The 18,741-nt window shown below is 45.0% G+C and carries 10 protein-coding genes and 2 pseudogenes; 8 read left to right on the top strand and 4 right to left on the bottom strand.

The features are described from left to right. The first annotated feature begins 2 nt into the window (after nt 1-2). The 5 genes and pseudogenes from ACEZ3G_RS06715 to ACEZ3G_RS06695 all read left to right on the top strand — a co-directional run bounded on the left by ACEZ3G_RS06715 (nt 3) and on the right by ACEZ3G_RS06695 (nt 3,571). Nucleotides 3-311 (top strand): PTS fructose transporter subunit IIB, encoded by a 309-nt coding sequence (locus ACEZ3G_RS06715; RefSeq protein WP_432424672.1) that lies wholly within the window; start codon nt 3-5, stop codon nt 309-311. A 5-nt stretch (nt 312-316) separates the two neighbouring features. Further along, a complete protein-coding gene (locus ACEZ3G_RS06710; RefSeq protein ID WP_432424671.1) occupies nt 317-580 on the top strand; it encodes an HPr family phosphocarrier protein in 264 nt (87 codons plus the stop codon). Next, nucleotides 573-2,213 carry a phosphoenolpyruvate--protein phosphotransferase gene (gene ptsP / locus ACEZ3G_RS06705; RefSeq protein ID WP_432425155.1) on the top strand — a complete coding sequence of 547 codons (1,641 nt, stop codon included), beginning with the start codon at nt 573-575 and terminating at the stop codon, nt 2,211-2,213. The genes ACEZ3G_RS06710 and ptsP overlap by 8 nt, the downstream gene beginning before the upstream one ends. A gap of 189 nt (nt 2,214-2,402) precedes the next feature. Then, nucleotides 2,403-2,714 (top strand): annotated as a pseudogene (locus ACEZ3G_RS06700) (DUF4372 domain-containing protein). Continuing rightward, nucleotides 2,612-3,571, top strand: a pseudogene (locus tag ACEZ3G_RS06695) (IS4 family transposase). Before ACEZ3G_RS06700 ends, ACEZ3G_RS06695 begins: the two co-directional pseudogenes overlap by 103 nt. A 57-nt stretch (nt 3,572-3,628) precedes the next feature. Here the strand turns inward: ACEZ3G_RS06695 and ACEZ3G_RS06690 are convergent. The 3 genes from ACEZ3G_RS06690 to ACEZ3G_RS06680 form a co-directional block, all read right to left on the bottom strand. Continuing rightward, the gene (locus ACEZ3G_RS06690) at nt 3,629-3,859 is read right to left on the bottom strand and encodes a hypothetical protein (protein WP_432424670.1); all 231 of its coding nucleotides are present in this window, start codon (nt 3,857-3,859) and stop codon (nt 3,629-3,631) included. Between the two features lie 139 nt (nt 3,860-3,998). Further along, on the bottom strand, nt 3,999-7,142 hold the full coding sequence (locus ACEZ3G_RS06685) for a glycoside hydrolase family 2 TIM barrel-domain containing protein (RefSeq protein WP_432424669.1): 3,144 nt from the start codon (nt 7,140-7,142) through the stop codon (nt 3,999-4,001). Nucleotides 7,143-7,150: 8 nt separating this feature from the next. Continuing rightward, a complete protein-coding gene (locus tag ACEZ3G_RS06680) occupies nt 7,151-8,044 on the bottom strand; it encodes an alpha/beta hydrolase (protein ID WP_432424668.1) in 894 nt (297 codons plus the stop codon). Between the two features lie 181 nt (nt 8,045-8,225). Between ACEZ3G_RS06680 and ACEZ3G_RS06675 the strand changes: the two genes are divergently transcribed. Further along, complete coding sequence (locus tag ACEZ3G_RS06675; RefSeq protein ID WP_432424667.1) at nt 8,226-9,497, top strand: PQQ-dependent sugar dehydrogenase; 1,272 nt, start codon at nt 8,226-8,228, stop codon at nt 9,495-9,497. 18 nt (nt 9,498-9,515) lie between these two features. Here ACEZ3G_RS06675 and ACEZ3G_RS06670 read toward each other — a convergent pair whose 3' ends face one another. Next, complete coding sequence (locus ACEZ3G_RS06670) at nt 9,516-10,925, bottom strand: fibronectin type III domain-containing protein (RefSeq protein ID WP_432424666.1); 1,410 nt, start codon at nt 10,923-10,925, stop codon at nt 9,516-9,518. A 328-nt stretch (nt 10,926-11,253) separates the two neighbouring features. Here ACEZ3G_RS06670 and ACEZ3G_RS06665 point away from each other — a divergent pair, with 328 nt between their 5' ends. Both ACEZ3G_RS06665 and ACEZ3G_RS06660 read left to right on the top strand, forming a co-directional pair. Continuing rightward, a complete protein-coding gene (locus tag ACEZ3G_RS06665) occupies nt 11,254-17,841 on the top strand; it encodes a T9SS type B sorting domain-containing protein (RefSeq protein ID WP_432424665.1) in 6,588 nt (2,195 codons plus the stop codon). Nucleotides 17,842-17,853: 12 nt separating this feature from the next. Beyond that, on the top strand, nt 17,854-18,741 hold the full coding sequence (locus ACEZ3G_RS06660) for a PorP/SprF family type IX secretion system membrane protein (RefSeq protein ID WP_432424664.1): 888 nt from the start codon (nt 17,854-17,856) through the stop codon (nt 18,739-18,741).

Below are 18,741 nucleotides of genomic sequence, written 5' to 3'. Positions count from 1 at the left end.
ATATGAAAATAGCTTTAGTTACAGCTTGTTTGGCCGGGGTTGCCCATAGCAAGATGGCGGCAATGGCCCTTAAAAAGGAAGCGAAGAAACGTGGCCACGAAATAGTCGTTGAAGAACAAGGCGGACATAAGATTCCCATTAAACTATCCCAGGACCAAATTGATGGAGCCGATGTTGTGATAATTGCCAAAATGGTCAAAATTGCAGGGCAAAGTCGATTTGAAGGAAAGCCCGTTCTCGATGTAAGCGTAAATAAGGCCGTTAGAAATCCATCCTCTATTATGGATCAGGCCGAAGAACTTTTAAACTAACAAAAATGGTCAAAGAAACCGTGACTATAACCGATGAAATCGGTTTTCATGCGCGTACGGCATCGCTATTTGCCAAAAAGGCCAGTGGCTTCGAAAGTGAGGTAAAGGTCACTTTCAACGGTAAAACGATAAACGGAAAAAGCATGTTGGCCATAATGACCTTAGGTGTAAAAAGCGATGCAACCGTTGAAATTACTACGAACGGAACTGACGAATCAAAAGCCATGAAAGCCCTGATAGAATTAGTGAAAAACAACTTTAATAGCTAAAACCATTCGTACGATAAAAGGAATATCGGCATCTCCGGGCATGGCCTATGGAGAAGTCTTTTTGCTCGACAACGATACCTCCTTCGTTATTGAAAAAAAAACTGTTGCGAATACTAAGGCAGAGATCAGCCGATTTCATGATTCCCTAGAAATCGTAAAAGAGCAAATACGCCATCTAAGAACTAAAATGTCATTGCAGCTTTCTAAAAGCGATTTGGAAATATACGATGCGCACATCTCAATTTTAGAAGATCCCGAACTTATTGACAAAACCAAAAATCTTATTTCGACCCAAAGTTGTTGTGCTGATTTTGCATTGCATTCAGTCGCTAAGGAGTATGTTCAGCTCTTGGAGCAACTAGACGATGAATACCTTAGTGCCCGCGCTCAAGATATCGACGAAGTCGCTAAAGATGTTATCAAATCACTTCAAGGAAGGTTGACCCAAGGACTGCAGTTGAACAAACCGGCAATTCTGGTAGCCGACCAGATCTCGATCCATCAAATTTCCACTATTGATCGCGAATTCGTAATCGGAATCATAACCTCCAACGGTGGTACGACCGACCACACTTCGATACTTTACAATGCTATGGGCATTCCTGCAATTGTTGGCGTCGGTACTAATTTAAATTTCATTAAGAAATCCGTGGTGGTTCTTTTAGATGCCGAAATAGGGTCGGTAACTATCGATCCAGACTCCAAAACATTAGAAGCCTTCCAAGAACAGTGTTTGAACTATCGGCAAACAGAAAAAGACAATCTTAAAAATTGTCATTTGCCTGCAGAGACTCTCTCGGGCAAAAAGATTAAGGTCTACGCCAATATCGGTAATTTCAATGAAGCTAAGGAAGCCCAGCGTCGCGGAGCAGATGGAGTGGGCCTGTTGCGAACCGAGTTTTGTTTTATGGATCGAAAAACACTTCCTTCGGAAGACGAACAATTCAATATGTATAAAGCGATGCTCGACGAACTTTCCGGCAAGGAAGTCGTCATTCGCTTAATAGATATCGGTTCCGACAAAAAAGTCCCATACATCGGAATGGATGAAGAAGAAAATCCGGCCTTGGGTACCCGTGCACTGCGACTGGGGTTCAAGCACTACGAAAAATTGCTTAAACCACAGATAAGAGCACTTTTGCGATTGTCCAGCGCTTACAATATTCATTTGCTATTTCCCATGATCGCCACGCCGGAGGATCTACATGAAATCAAAGCTGCCGTCCGAATGGAAATGAGGGGTCTTCAAAAAGAGGGGTTCAAGACCAATTCTTCCATTCCGATGGGTATCATGGTGGAAATACCCAATGTTGCCCTAATGCCCGAAAAATTTGTAGAGGATGTAGATTTCTTTTCCTTTGGCACTAATGACCTGGCGCAATATCTAATGGCAGCCGATCGCACCAATCCATCCGTTTCTGATTATATCCCGGCGGCAGTGCCAGGTATTCTAAACATAATCCGTGGTGTCGTTAAGGTGGCCCATGCCCAAGGAAAATGGGTTGGTATATGCGGCGGCCTAGCGGCGGACACCGCCTTGACCGAAGCTTTTATAAATATGGGGGTCGATGAACTGAGCATGCCGGCATCGGCAATTCCCAAAATAAAGGCCTTTGTGCGAAAACTCGATTAATGACCATGGGTCATACGGCCTATGAATTTTCAACCCAAAATAATTTAATACCTCTTTCAATTTATATTTAAACCCACTAGTGGGCATTAAAAGTTAATCTAAGTTCTTTGAAATTCTTTGTACATGATATCTGCAATAGTTTTCGATAGCTTGACGATTTGAATCGGGAAATAGGATTTTTGTCAAAAAATCTATGAACCAAGGCCATTTGTATTCTCCCAGATTACCGAGTTCTTGCCCCGCAGCGTGTTCGACCGTATCGTCAAGTCCCATGATGGAAACAAATATGTCCGGAGCTTTACCTGTTAGAACCAGATGCTCTGCATGGTCTTCGGCCAGCTGAACTCGCGGGACAGTATGCGCGACCTGGTGTTGAGCCTTGAGGCAAACCGTCCCAAATACTACCATCTCTGGTTCGGAACCACCGTTTCACGGAGAAACCTTGGAACTGCCACGAAAAAAGAAGTTACAGGATCTTCGAGGAGTTCGCCTATGTACTGATAGGCGAGGCGAGGAAAAGTTGTTGCCGCGACGATTTCGAGATCTATCTAGAGGGCAACCTATACGCCCTTGACTCGACTACGATAGACCTTTGCCTGAGCGTGTTCTGGTGGGCGGAGTTCCGAAAGGCCAAGGGAGGGATAAAGCTCCATACGCTTTATGATGTAAGAACGTCCGTGCCGAGTTTCATCCACATCTCCAAGGCAAGCCTCCACGATGTCAACGTGCTGGATATCCTAACATTCGAGGTCGGAAGCTTCTATGTCATGGACAAAGCGTACATCGACTTTGCCCGTCTGTACAAAGTCCCCCTTCAAATGGCTTATTCGTTACGCGGGCCAAGGAGAACATCCATTTCAAGAGAATGTACTCAATGGCAGCGGACAGGGCCAAGGGCGTCAAATACGACCAGATCGGCAGATTGGAGGGGCATTATTCCAAAAAGGGGGGGCGAATAGTTGAGGCATATCAAGTATTACGACAGCGAGACCCAAAGGGAATTCGTTTTCCTGACCAACAATACCGATCTCGATGCCCTTGAAATCGCGTTGCTGTACAAAAAACGCTGGGAGGTGGAGCTATTCTTCAATTGGATGAAACAGCACCTTAGGATTAAATCGTTCTGGGGAACGACCGTCAACGCGGTCAAGATTCAGATCTATTGCACAATCATCTCATATTGCCTAGTGGCCATAATTGGGAACAAACTCAGATCGAAGCGCAGAATCTATGAAATATTACAGATATTGAACATATCGCTACTCGACAAAACCCCTGTAAGAGAGATACTTACGGATTACGATTACAAAGATGTCAAAGAACTAAAAGTTAAACAATTGAAAATCAACGGGTTTTAAATTCCCATTAATAACATCATGTCATAAACAATAGGGGGCGCCAGCTTAAATTAAGCGTTAAAAATTGACCTTGATCCTTCTAATCCGCAACTCTTGCGCCCGAAGTATGTTCTGGAAAGCAAGTACTATTTTCGGCTGATAATCCTCAGGTATTTCACCATTTGAAAGCCAGGTACCGATGGTCGCTTCGGCATGCTGCAGGTCGAACGCATCCTCTAAATAGCGAAACGCATCCTTTCTGGAGGTATCGTCCATCTTTGAGAACATTGATTTGATGTTCTGTATCATTCAAATGGTTTGGTAGGCACAAGATAGAAAATAAGTGATTATGTTGACCCATGTGGTGGTCAATATTCGTCAATTTTTTGTTCGGACTTTCCACTAGCGCTTGCCATTCACATCGAATTGGTCGAGAAGGCTTCTTGGGTTAATTTTTAATTGGCTGGATCACAAATGAATATGTATACCGTTTCGCGGTAATCATATATTCATCATGTACAGGGGCACGCCAAGAATTGTCACCACCTACCCCCATTTGCTGATAGTCGATATTCCATTGCACGGTGTTCCCGATTTTGATATCGGCACCGTGTTTTTTGGTAACCGGCACCAAGCCTGATGCCGAGGCTGCACCATCGGTAGTCGGGTTAAAGTCGATTTCCTTCATGGCAAAGGGCCAAACGCTTGCATTCAACAAGTGATTTTTCGATTGTGCTTTTAGCGACAGCTGTCCATTGAAAAGGTGCATCCAACGCACATCGGTCTTGTTTCCCGTTTCTTGGGGCCTTGAATACCGATGGAACTGATCTTCGACCTTTCCTGAATAAACTCCCGTTTTTTGGCCTGTTTTTCTATCCCAATAGCTCTCTTCAGGGCCTTTACCGTACCATTCGACATTCGAGAAATCTTTGGGCAATGTCAAATACATACCCAACCGCGGAATATTGGGCAGATTTTCTTTTTTTGGCTGAAAACTAAAGTTGATCTGTAGACTTCCTTCTGGTTCCAAGGTGTAATCGACCAGTACTTCGGCTTCTTTGTTCGGAGTGCCGTACCGAACCTTAAAGCCTACAGCTGTTCCTGATTTCTTTGGAGGTACAACTAGTTCCGCACTATATTCATAGGTGGCCTTCTGCCAGATATTTGCCCATTTGTCCATTCCGTTTCCCAGGTCATTATCGGTGGGTGGACGCCAGAAATTCGGTCGAATCGGTTGGTCGGTAATTTCGGTTTCAGAAAAGACCCATGAAATGATTTCCCCAGATTCAGAATCGATCTGAAGCGTTGTCTTGTCATTTATTATTTCGTAAATAGTTCCGTGGGTATTGATTTCAAGTAGACCACCATGCGCAATGGGCACTTTTCGCGCGATACCGCGGTTCAGTACAAATTGGTCCCAAGCGACCTCATGGCCCTTTGGAATTAATATTGTTTCATCTTTCTGAAGTAGGCCGACCTCCAAAATGAATTCGTCTTCGGGAACAAAGACATCCGGAATCTCTGCAACCATAATTTGTCGTTTTTGTCTGGGCGGAACGTCGATTGCCATATTCGTTTTTTGAAATACTTCTACACCATTGTTCAATATTCTAATGCGCATTTCCTTGTCAGAGAAATCGGCAAAGAAATTTTTGTTCTCGATTTCGATTACCCCATTCCCCTTATAATAAAACTGTGCGGGCTCATATACTTTCTTGACTTCAGATAGATGCGGGTGCGGATTTCGATACGGATCGACAAGGCCATTGTTCAAAAAATTTCCATCGGTCGGCAAATTCGGGTGAAAATCATGGCCGTAGGCCAAATACGGCTTTCCGTTTTCATCTTTATACTCCAAACTTTGATCAACCCAATCCCAAATAAAACCACCCTGCAGATTGGGATATTTTTCGATGATATCCCAATAATCTTGAAGGTTTCCGCCAGAATTCCCCATGGCGTGGGCGTATTCGATAATGATGGAAGGCTTGTCGGAGTCCGATTCTCCGTGTTCGATCAGGTACTCGAATGGGGGGTACATCGGGCAATACAAATCAGTATAATCTTCTTTTCCGGCAGGTTCGTATTGCACGGCCCTATTGTCATCATTTTCCTTTAGCCATTTATAGGTGGTTCGAAATATCTCGCCTTCGCCGGCCTCATTGCCCAAAGACCAGGAATATATGGACGGGTGGTTTCTATCTCGATAATACATGCGTTTCGTTCGTTCGATATGGGCCGGGAGCCAACTCATCGTGTTGCCGATCTGGGTTGTCGAATCAATGGCCAAGGGGTGGCTTTCGATGTTGGCCTCATCGACTACGTACAACCCATATTCATCGCAAAGTGACAACCAATAGGGGTCGTTTGGATAATGCGAACTTCGTACGGCATTGATATTGTTCTGCTTCATCAATTTGATGTCTTTTTCCATCGACTCCCTTGAAACCACATGGCCGGTATACGGATCCGTTTCATGTCGGTCAACGCCTTTGATGTAAATTGCCTTGCCGTTGAACAGCACTTGGCTGTTCTTGATCTCTACACGCTTAAAGCCTGTTTTGCCATTTATGAACTCGTTGTTCGCAGAATCATCTTTATCTACCAGACCGATTTTGAGGTCATACAGATTCGGGGCTTCGGCCGACCACGTTTTTATGCTTTCGATGATTTTATCAGTATGGAATTCAATTGTACTATCCTTGGGTATTTCTAGAAGCTCTGTGGTTTGATAGACCCGTTTACCATTGTCAAACAATTCGACGGAAATTTCTCTGGAAGCATTTTCTAAAGTTGTATTGGTCACGAAAACAGTCCCCTTAAAAACACCTTTTGCGTATGAATCATCTAAATTGGTATAGGCATGGTAATCTGATATATGCACTTTGGGCCGTGTATACAGGTATACGTCGCGCTCAATACCGCTCATGCGCAACATATCTTGACTTTCGAGATAACTGGCATCGCTCCACCTGAATAGTTGTAGGGCAATCAAGTTTCTTCCTTCGGATACGAAGCTCGAAATATTGAATTCTGCAGGGGTTTTACTTCCTTGTGAATAACCGACATATTCTCCGTTCACATAGACATACATGGCCGATTTGGCGCCTTCAAAATGCAGGATGATGTCTTCGGATAAAAAGGTGGCCGGAAGATTTATCGTTTTACGGTAGGTACCCACCGGATTATAATCTGTCGGCGCGTCGGGCCAATGGGTATCGAACGGATAGCGCTCGTCTAGATAGATAGGATAATCATACCCTTCGACCTCCCAATTCGCAGGAACCGGAATCGTATCCCAATCGGCATCAACAAAATCAATATTTTGAAATGTGGTAAGGCGCCGCTTCGGGTCTTTCACAAAAAAGAATTTCCAATCGCCGTTGAGATTCAAATACCTGCGAGACTCTTCTTTTAAAGGTATTTCGGGCGCTTCCATGGCAAAAAAAGTGGCCCTGGGCGGTAATTTGTTCTCTTCGAAAATTCGATGGTCGAAATGATTGACCTGCTCGGGCACTTCGGGCAAGTGCTTTTGCCTGCAGCCATATATGGCGCAAAAGAATAATACAAGTAGAATATGTACTGATTTCATAATGCCCGTTAAAACGCACTGTTCTTTAACCAATTCACAAATAGCCCCACCCATTGATCCGTGCCGTCGGCGGTTTTGCCGACGCCAAAACCATGGCCGCCCTTGGGAAAAATATGGGTTTCAACCAAAATATTGTGGTCGACCAATTTTTGGGCGTAAAGGGTGGTTTCTTCCAATTGGCACGAGTTGTCATCGAGCGCATGCACCAAGAATGCCTGGGGCGTGTTTTCATCGACTAGATTCAACAAGGTGTTTTGGGCAATTTCTTCTTGGGTCATTTTTCGGTGGTACAAATTGTTTTCCAACCAACTTCGATTGCCCTCGGTCATATTGGTCACGCCATAGATCAACCCTGTAAAATCAGGATTCTCATCGGTGTCATCGCTTTTCCAAAGTCCCAAGACCGTCGCCAAATGGCTTCCTGCCGAAAACCCCACCACCCCGATTTCATTTGTGTTTATGTTCAAGGCCGCTGCTTTTTCATGTATTATTTTAAGCGCCCGACGGCCATCGCTCAACGGAACTTTATGGGGCTCGTCGGAGGATTTCGGATTGGGAATTCGATATTTCAAAACGGCTGCCGTAATACCATTCTTCGAAAGTATTTTTGCCAGTTCATAGCCTTCATGGTACATGGCGACCAGTTCGTAACCGCCCCCGGGAATTATCACTACCGCCTTTCCGGTATTTTCACCCTGGGCCTTATAAAGCGTAAGTGTAGGTTCAACAATATTGCCCACGGCGGTAGTGCCCCATACTTCGGTCTCAAATTCCTTTAGATCATTTTCTTTGTAAAAGGGCTTTTCTTGGTGCTGCCAAAGCTTCAATTCTTCTTGGGCGCTGATAAAGCAGACCATCAAAAAAAACATAAGGCTGGTGGTATGGGGTGTCTTCATTCTCATCTTGATATCACTTGAACTCTTGAATTGGAATGAAATTTAATCAATTTATAGCCATTTGAAGTAATTTACCAAGCAACCAAGCATGGCGGAATTTAACTTCTTGTGCCAATTTTGAGTTTTTAGGCCAAAAATCATGTTGAAATGGTACCTTTAATGCCTACCAACCTTGTAAACCAAATTTATGAAACCAGCACGAGCCATCAGAATATTATCATTGTTGACAGTTGTTGTATTGGCATCATGTATTACGCAATGCAAAGGCGACCCTAAAAAGAACGTAAAGGTCGTTGTCAATGAGACCTTTTTAAAAGCCCCTGAAGGATTTTCCGTTCAAGAAATAGGTGTCGATTTGGGTGCCGTGCGCCATTTGACCGTAGCGAAGAACGGCGATATTTACGCCAATCGTTCGGTTCTCAAAGATGGCAAGAGTGTCGTTATGCTAAGGGATAAGGACAATGACGGCACGATAGATGAGCAAAAGGACTTTGCCGAGATTCCCGGCACCGGTATTCTAGCCAAGGGCAAGTACCTCTATGCTTCTTCCAATTCTGGAGTACATCGCTATGCACTAAGTGATGACCACGAAATCATCGATACGGATAATCCAGAAAAAATAGTGGAAGGACTTATCGATATGGGGCGTGACAATGCGAAGCCTTTTACCATTGATGATAACGGCAACCTTTATGTGACCATTGGCTCTTGGAACGATGCCTGCAGGAACAATGAAGCCGAAGCGGGAATGATACCCTGCACCATATTGGATTCGGCCGGAGGCATCTGGAAATTCAAAGCCAATGAATTGGATCAGACCTATGTCGATGGAACCCGATATGCGACCGGACTAAAAAATGCAGTAGGCATTACCTGGAACCACCAGACCAATTCGCTGTTCGCCACCGATCACGGCCGGGGTGGATTTAGCAATTTTTATCCTGATCTGTATTCCCAAAAACAAAATGACGAACTGCCGGCCGAAACCTTTTATGAAATAAAGGAAAACGACAATGCGGGCTGGCCATCGACCTATTATGACCATCAAAAGAACAAACGCGTGCTCGCCCCTGAATACGGAGGTGACGGCGACAAGGAAAGTGCCGAAAAATTTCTAGAGCCCGTTGTGGCCTTCCCGGCACACTTGGGTCCGAACGATGTGCTTTTCTATAGGGGAAGCATGTTTCCGGAAAAATATAAAAATGGGGCCTTCATAGCCTTTCACAACCAATCGAAAGAAATCAAAAAAGGCTTTTTTGTGGCCTTTGTTCCGTTCAAAAATGGAAAACCTGACGGCGATTGGGAAATTTTCCTGGACAACTTTGCCGGATTCGATCTGGCAAACCCGACCGATGACGATACCTTAAAACATCGACCATGCGGCTTGGCAGAGGGACCCGATGGCGCCCTCTATGTCTGCGATGATTTTGGTGGAAGCATTTTTAAAGTGACCTATTGATCCTAAACTGTAAAAGCCTTATTCTTGCTTGATAAAATCTTGCCGTAATCGAACAGGGGTGTCGGGCACTTTGTTGATCAACTGTTTCTTACCGTTTTTCTTGACCAGTTCAAAAGCATCATAAAGGCTGCCAAGTGGGGTGTATGCCCCGTATTGTATGGTGTCTTTTGAAACCGTGATGATCTGAAAAAGTTGGGTATACTCGCCTCGGCGTACCATCCAGTCTTGGTCTTTTGATTCGTACATTTTGGGTCCGCTTACGGAAACCGCATAAATGGTTCCGGCATCATTGACCACCGTCAATCCTTTTCCCTCGTTCTCAACAAACCCCCTGGCATAGGTATGGTCATGCCCCTGCAAGACCAAGTCTACCTTGTACTTGTCCATCAAAGGTTTCAGGCCTTCCCGCAGCTCTTTATTGTCCCTCCCTTTGGCCGTTGAAAAAATAGGGTAATGCAGGGTTACGGCCGTCCATTTTTTGGTATTGTTGCTCAATACGGAATCGAGCCATTTGATCTGGGCGGCACGCGCTTCCAAATTCTCATCAAAACCTTCGGCGTCGATGGATATCAACTTCATATTTTGATAGTCGATCGCATAACAGGTTTCCTTTAAAACATCCATTGGTCCGTTTTCGGGCAATGTGAACTGTGGCCTCCATAATGAAGAAAGCGCCCCATTGCGATACTCGTGATTGCCGGGTGTCATAATGCTCGGAACAGTGGCATGTATAAAACTGCCGGCATAAAACCATTCGCCCCATTCCAAGTTGGCATCCCTGTCATTGATCAGGTCTCCGGCGTGAAGCATAAAATCCACATGCGGAAATTGCCTGTATGAATTGCGAATGACCCTTGACCATAATGATTTTACGTTGTTCTGCGCATCGCCGAAATATATGAAGCTAAATGGCTTTTCAATGTCAGTGGATGCGGTGGTATATTGAAACCACTCGCTCCAATATCCGTCTTCTTCGGCGCCATTGCCCACACGATAGACATAGGTCGTATTGGGCCTAAGGCCTGAAACGACAGCGGAATGAAAAGTGGCCTTGACCAAAGGTTCCCGGCTATTTTGGTTTTCGAATTGTTGAGATCTTGCCTTTACCTTTTGTACTTCCTCCAATAAAAACTCGGGGCCATCGGTGGCCAGAGCGATTTCGACAATTCCAGATTGCACTAGCTGATTCGTGCGCCAATTGACCGCAAAACTATGGGCCGGATCCACCGTCAGGTTCGCTATCACCCGATCGGGCGTCTTTGAAGGAAAAATCAATTTGTGGGAGATTATGGTATCAAGTTCAACATAATGGGTATGCCCATGACCATCTTCTTGTATGCTTTGCCCGTATACCGGGTCTTGATGTGCCATGAAACCAATTACCACCAAAATCATGCACAGGGCACTTGAAAAAATACGTCGTTTCATTCAGTTTGATTTAACGGTCACTAAAGTAGCCCTATATGGCTTATAAAGCCAATTTCTAACAAAATGTTACCGTTAAGAAAATTTGGGTAAAGCAGGTTCGTTGACCGTGGCCATTCAGGAATATACAAATACACTATAGGGATCCATCTGTAAAAACTATCACAAGAACGAAATGCCAAAAATAACTATAAATATTATATTTCTTATTTTGTAGTCTTTTTCTGCAATAATTGTATATCAATGCCGTTAATCGATAAAATAAAACAGTTTATCGACCAAATATTTCTATTAGTCTTAACACAACCAAACTTCAAAATTGAGTCTCATCATGAGTACACCAATCCGTTTCAACCTTGCAATTTTACTATTACTTTTTTTAAATTTTGCAACCGTTCATTCGCAAATTACTGTTTCTGGTAATTCAGGCATAAATACAATATCCGCTCAAACCGCAACTGTGGTGGCGCCAAACCTTACCATTACGTCGAGTGGGAGTATCACAGATTTTACGGTCTCCATTACCAACTCCTTTACCGCAACCGACCAACTGGGGTATAACGGAGCATTGCCCCCTGGGGTAACCACTTCTGGTTGGAACAGCGGGGAACGTTCCATAGTATTCAAAGGAACTCTTACGGCTCTGGAATGGCAAACCTTTCTTAGGAATGTGACCATTACCTCAGGCCCCATCTGTTCACCTGAGACAAGACAGGTCAGTTTTGTGGCCGAAGAGACTTTTTACAATCCTCTAAATGAACATTTTTATAGGGTTACCAATACGGCTACAAGTTGGACCGCTACAAAAAGCACCACATCATCAACCTCATATTTTGGCCGCGAAGGTTATTTGGTAACACTTACCAGTAATGCAGAGAATATTTTTGTGACACGCATAGTTGGTCAGAATTCTTGGATGGGAGCTTCTGATGACCATAATCAAATCAATGAGGCCTTGGGTTATGATCTGTATGCGGATACCAATGCCTCCGAAGGAAAGTTTTATTGGGTCACCGGCCCGGAAAAAGGTACCCAGATAACAACTGCCAATGGTAATGGCAATAGTGTTCCGGGAGTGTTTCAGAATTGGAGAACCGGTGAACCCAATGATTATAACAATGGAACTCCCGGTGAGTCGTTTGGGCACGTATATTCTGGAGCTGGGGATTGGAATGATTTTCCTGACAGTTCAAACATTGTGGGCATCATGGAATTTGGTGGTATGCCCAATGATCAAACTACCTCTACTCCCCTTTTTACTAAAGATATCGCCATAAATGGAGCGCCTGGAGGAAATATTACGGGCGGAGACGTTTCAGTATGCGCAGGTTCCAATTCGACGGTTTTAACACTTAACGGACTTGATGGCAGTGTGGTGAGATGGGAAAGCTCGGATAACAATTTTATCGATACCCCCACTACAATAAACAATACCACCACCAGTTTAACGGTCACCAATATTTCTACCACTACCTATTATAGGGCCGTGGTAAACACCAATGCCCCTACAAATTGTGCCAATTTGATTACTTCCAGTACACCCATTTATGTTCTAGAAGCCAATGCGGGGAATGTTTTTGCTGAAAACACCACAATTTGTGCTGGATCTGATGTGGAGCTTCAAGTTTCAGGGCAGAACGGTGATATAGAAAAATGGCAACGTTCCACCGATAATATAAATTGGACGGATATTGCCAATACAAGCACCACTTTGAATGAGACCATTGCGTCAACCGGAACCCATTACTACAGGGTAGTTGTCGGAATCGCTGCGTGCGGGTCCTCGGTCGCATCATCTTCAAAAGAAATTACGGTAGTAAGTGGTACACCACCCACTGGCGGACAGGTCAGTTCTGCGGTGCATGGATCAACAACAAATAGCGGTACGTTGACCTTGTCCGGGCATACCGGTACAGTTGTCAAATGGCAACAATCTACGGATAATGGTATTATCTGGGACAATATTGCCAATACCTCCACAACTTACAATTACTCCAATATAACCACAAAAACCCTCTTTAGGGCTCAACTGACCAGTGGTAGTTGCGGAAATACTTTTAGTAATGAAGGAAGTGTATCTATCTTGGATGCACCTGTCATTACTAGTTTTGACCCTAAATTAGCAGGCAATGGGGAAACCGTGACTATAACGGGAACCGGTTTTACAGGCACAACAGCAGTATCATTCGGTAGTATTGCTGCAAAAAGTTTTACCATTGATTCCGATACTCAAATTTCGGCCGTGGTCGATACTGGGGCTTCAGGAAGTATAAGCGTGAGCAATCCTGCGGGAAATGACTCCGAAACGGGTTTCATCTTTAAAGTGGCACAATATGATTTTGAAGGCGACGCGTTGGATGAAACCGAAAACAATCACGATGGAACTGTGGTAAATTCACTGACCTATCAAACGGGTGCTCAAGGCCAAGCTATTTGTTTTGACAATGGGCCAGGATATGTAGAACTGCCTAACAATCTAATACGAAATCTGTCGGAGTTTACCATATCACTACGTTTTAAAACAACATCAACTGGTGCAATCTTAGGTTATCAAAATGTTGCAGCGAATACTGCCAATACACCCACTAATTGGATTCCAATTTTAATGATAACTAATGACGGAAAGCTAAAAGGTACTTTATGGACAACTACCCCGGCAGCAATTCAGGCTATATCTACAAACCCGGTCAATGATGGTAATTGGCACCAAGTAGATTTTACTGCCAGTTCAAACACGGTAACTATTTATGTAGATGGCGTTGTTGAAGCAAGTACTACAGGCGCTGCGGTGAATCATTTGGATATGTCATTTAATCAGTTGGGCTTTGCATACACAAATAACTATAACCAATCATCAACTACTTGGGAATATTTTTCAGGGTGTCTTGATGATATGGTTATCGTTGATAAGGCCCTGACATCACAGGAATTAGAAGACATTACTGCTTTACCAGAGCCAACAATAACGAATTTCACCCCTACGGATGGTGAAGAAGGAGATACGATTGTTATTACTGGAAACAATTTTGACGGTGCCACCCAAGTAACTTTTGGTGGCACCGATGCTGCCTCCTACACCGTGGATTCATCCACCCAGATTACGGCCACTGTGGGCACAGGAGCAACTGGTGCTATAGCGGTGACCACTGCAGGCGGCATGGCCACGGCCAATGGATTTACCTATATCTTTCAAGACCCTGTATTTACGTCTCCAACTTCTGCTTTTGCGGTCGGTGCGGCCGTTTTTGCACAAGACCTTAATATACAGCCTCAATTGCCCAATGCCTACGGCATTACTTTTAACAACGATGGCACCAAAATGTTTGTTAGTGGAATATTTCCAAGTGAGATTGCAGAATATATACTTTCTACCCCATTTGATATTGGTACGGCAAGTTATGAGGATTCATTGAACGGGATGAGTGGTAGAACTACCGGCATCACTTTTAATGACGATGGCACCAAAATCCTTTATGTGGGATATAATGGTGGCAACAATGTTGTGGAATATGTCATGAGCACCCCTTACGATATTTCTACAGCCTCGCTTGGCCAATCAGTTGCATTTTCAGAAACGGGTTCCTATGCAGATATGACCTTCAATGCAGATGGATCAAAAATGTTCTTACTATCAACGAACTCCATAATCTTTGAATATAACCTCAGTACAAATTATGATGTAAGCACAGCGAGCTATACCAATACATCACATTCGATAAGTCAATCCTCGAATCACATGGAGATCGATTTCAATAACGATGGCTCCAAACTGTTTGTTATTTCCATTGGTGGCGAACTTTTGGAATATGACCTGTCCACTCCCTATGATATCGCCAGCCTTACATTTGTAGGTATCCCTTTTGATACAGATGGCCAAGAAGGCAACCCGTATGCCCTTGCATTTGACAATAATGGTGGCCGGTTTTATGTTACTGGTGCCACAGGAGAAGTGCACCAATACAATCTACAAGCCAGCATAGATTTTGATGAAAATAGTACTGTGGCTATCACCGATGTCGATGCCAACGATGGGGATGGTGGAGCAACTGACGTGGGAATCACATTTTCCCTGGTCAGCGGTAGCGATAACGATTTGTTCGCCATTGATGTAAACACGGGTGTATTAACATTTATTTCTGCACCCGATTTTGAGAGTCCACAGGATGACGGCTCAGATAATACCTATGAGGTTACCGTAGTGGCAACTGACGATTCAGGAAGTTCGCAACTAGAAATAAAGGTCGTTGTGAACGATATCCCTGAATTTGTATTGGACCAAACCGCGCTCACCATAGATGAAGATGGTGGTACGGCCACCTTTACAGTGGTGATGGATGCAATGCCAAATGGTAATATTGTTTTGGATGTTGCCAGTAGTGATACCGCAGAAGCGACGGCAGGACCAACACCATTGACATTTACTCCTGCCAATTGGAATACCCCACAAACGGTAACGGTGACCGGTATCAATGATGATATTTATAGGGATGATACTGCTACGATTTCAGTTACGGTAGATGATGTCAATACTGTGGGAGCCCTAGAAGGTTTGGACGAAAAAACAGTGGCCATAACCCTTACCAATGACGATACGGCAGCCTATACCGTGAGTGAGACCACCTTGACCATGAATGAAAACGCTGGCACGGACACCTTTACCGTGGTGCTGGACAGCGAACCTACCAATGACGTGGTCTTCGACGTTTCCAGTGATGACACCAATGAAGCCACCGTAAGCGCAGCGCAACTGACCTTCACTTCAGCAAATTGGGACACCCCTCAGACCGTTACCGTAACGGGCGTGGACGACGATATTGACCGTGGCGACAGCGCAACGATCACCATAGCGGTGAACGGTGCAGGCTCCGATGACAGCTTCGATGCCCTTGCGGACCAGTCCGTGGCCATCACCTTGACCGATGATGACACCGCGGCGTACACCGTAAGCGAGACCGCCTTGACCATAGATGAAAACGCGGGCACGGACACCTTTACCGTGGTATTGGATACGCAACCCACAAGCAATGTGGCCTTCGATATTTCTAGCGATGACAACAATGAAGCAACCGTAAGCGCAGCGCAACTGACCTTCACTTCAGCAAATTGGGACACCCCACAGACCGTTACCGTAACAGGGGTGGACGATGATATAGATAGAGACGATTCCGTAACGATTACAGTTTCAGTGAACGGTGCAGGTTCCGACGATGCTTTTGATGCTCTTGCTGACAAGTCCGTGGCCATCACATTGACCGATGATGATACCGATTCAGATGGCGATAGTATTCTTGACCCAGTAGACAATTGTGTTTCAATTGCAAATGCAGACCAATTGGATACCGATTCTGACGGAGAAGGCAATGTATGCGATACCGACGATGACAATGACGGTACCCCGGATACGGATGACGATTTCCCATTGGATCCCGCAGAGGATACCGACACCGATGGTGACGGAACCGGCGACAATGCCGATACCGACGATGACAACGACGGCACTTCGGATACCGATGACGATTTCCCGTTGGATGATTCGGAGGATACCGATACCGATGGTGACGGAACGGGCGACAATGCCGATACCGACGATGACAATGACGGTACCCCGGATTCAGAAGACGACTTCCCGTTGGATGAGAATGAGGATACGGACACGGATGGTGACGGAACCGGGGACAATGCCGATACCGATGACGACAACGACGGCACGCCGGATTCCGATGACGATTTCCCGTTGGATGATTCGGAGGACACCGATACCGATGGTGACGGAACGGGCGATAATGCCGATACCGATGATGACAACGACGGCACACCGGATTCCGATGACGATTTCCCGTTGGATGATTCGGAGGACACCGATACCGATGGTGACGGAACGGGCGATAATGCCGATACCGATGATGACAACGACGGCACACCGGATTCCGATGACGATTTCCCGTTGGATGATTCGGAGGACACCGATACCGATGGTGACGGAACCGGCGACAATGCCGATACCGACGATGACAACGACGGCACACCGGATTCCGATGACGATTTCCCGTTGGATGATTCGGAGGACACCGATACCGATGGTGACGGAACCGGCGACAATGCCGATACCGACGATGACAACGACGGCACCCCCGATACGAATGACGATTTCCCATTGGATGATTCGGAGGATACCGATACCGATGGTGACGGAACCGGCGACAATACGGATAATGATATTGACGGCGATGGAATACCCAATGACGAGGATACCTATCCAAATGGCGAGATCACAGATGCTGACAACGATGGTGTTCCAGATGCGGAAGATGCCTTTCCCAATGATCCTAACGAAAGTGTGGATAGTGATGGGGACGGACAGGGAGACAATTCAGATGATGATGATGACAACGATGGAATTGTAGATTCAGAAGATGCCTTCCCATGGGATCCAACAGAAGATACCGATACCGATGGAGATGGAACAGGCGACAATGCAGATGACGATGACGACAACGATGGCACACCCGATACACAGGACGCATTTCCAACGGATAGCTCAGAAGACACTGACAATGATGGTGATGGTGTCGGCGACAATGCCGATACCGATGATGACAACGACGGTGTTGTGGACAGTGAGGATGATTTCCCTACCCATAGTGAACCTGCCATTGTACCCGCAGAGGCCTTTACGCCAAACGGTGATGGGGTCAACGATGCTTGGGTCGTGCCAGGTATCGAGAATTATCTCAACAATACGGTAAAAGTATACAACCGCTGGGGGCATGAAGTCTTTGCCACCAAGGGGTACGGCAATGATTGGGAAGGATTCTATAACCGCAATAGGGAAAAACTGCCCTCGGGCTCCTATTTATACATAATCGATCTCGGAAATGGTTCCACTCCCATACAAGGCTGGATATTTATAAACTACTAAACCAATATAAGCATGAAACGCATAACCAACTTACTTATAATTTTGATGTTCGTAATCTCATATTCCCTGAGTGCACAACAAGACCCAAACTACAGTTTTTACCGTTACAACATGAATATTTATAATCCGGCCTTTGCCGGTAGCTCTGAAGGAGTCGATTTCATTTTGGGTGTACGAAGTCAATGGTCGGGGGTCGAAGGTGCCCCCGAGAGCCAAAGCGCCATCTTTGGCATGCCCGTTGGCAAAAGGGTTGGGCTTGGTGTGTCAATACTGAACGATAGAACCTTTATTGAGACCCAAACCTGGTTTGCAATCGATTTTTCATACCATATAGATCTCGATGCAAATAACCGCTTGTATTTTGGTATCAAAGGCAGTGCAAATTCGTATGATGCTAACACGCAAGGTTTGATTACATACGGCATTGGACAGGACGGCACATTGATGGACTATGAGAGTCGTTTTACACCAAATGTTGGAGCAGGGGCCTATTTAAAAAACGGAAGATACTTTCTATCGCTTTCGGCTCCTAAGATCTTAAGTCCAAAGCGCCTTCAAGAACGTAATGGCGACGCTTTTTTAGGTACTGATAGAATGCACGCGTATCTCTCTGGTGGATATACCTTCTTTTTGACAAATAGAATAAGCATGCAGGCCATAGGAATGCTACGCTACGTAGATGCCTCGCCTATTTCTTATGAAGCGACCGCAATTGCCGATTTTAATTCAAAATTTCATCTCGGAGTCGGATATAGATATGATGAAAGCATTAGCGCTTTGTTCATGTTCAAGGTCGGCAACGGCTTTAATTTGGGCTATGCCTATGAAATGGCTACGTCAAGTGAATTATCGGGCCTGAATGCAGGCACCCACGAACTGTTTATGAGACTTATGTTATAA

Source organism: Meishania litoralis, assembly GCF_042611095.1.
GTDB classification, from domain to species: Bacteria; Bacteroidota; Bacteroidia; order Flavobacteriales; family Flavobacteriaceae; genus Meishania; species Meishania litoralis.
This window is presented reverse-complemented; position numbering and strand designations above follow the sequence as displayed.

Bases quoted from the DNA above. Each gene is read 5' to 3' on its own strand.
- ACEZ3G_RS06715 (WP_432424672.1), top strand. From the start codon at position 3: ATGAAAATAGCTTTAGTTACAGCTTGTTTGGCCGGGGTTGCCCATAGC.
- ACEZ3G_RS06710 (WP_432424671.1), top strand. From the start codon at position 317: ATGGTCAAAGAAACCGTGACTATAACCGATGAAATCGGTTTTCATGCG.
- ACEZ3G_RS06690 (WP_432424670.1), bottom strand. From the start codon at position 3,859: ATGATACAGAACATCAAATCAATGTTCTCAAAGATGGACGATACCTCC.
- ACEZ3G_RS06685 (WP_432424669.1), bottom strand. From the start codon at position 7,142: ATGAAATCAGTACATATTCTACTTGTATTATTCTTTTGCGCCATATAT.
- ACEZ3G_RS06680 (WP_432424668.1), bottom strand. From the start codon at position 8,044: ATGAGAATGAAGACACCCCATACCACCAGCCTTATGTTTTTTTTGATG.
- ACEZ3G_RS06675 (WP_432424667.1), top strand. From the start codon at position 8,226: ATGAAACCAGCACGAGCCATCAGAATATTATCATTGTTGACAGTTGTT.
- ACEZ3G_RS06670 (WP_432424666.1), bottom strand. From the start codon at position 10,925: ATGAAACGACGTATTTTTTCAAGTGCCCTGTGCATGATTTTGGTGGTA.
- ACEZ3G_RS06665 (WP_432424665.1), top strand. From the start codon at position 11,254: ATGAGTACACCAATCCGTTTCAACCTTGCAATTTTACTATTACTTTTT.
- ACEZ3G_RS06660 (WP_432424664.1), top strand. From the start codon at position 17,854: ATGAAACGCATAACCAACTTACTTATAATTTTGATGTTCGTAATCTCA.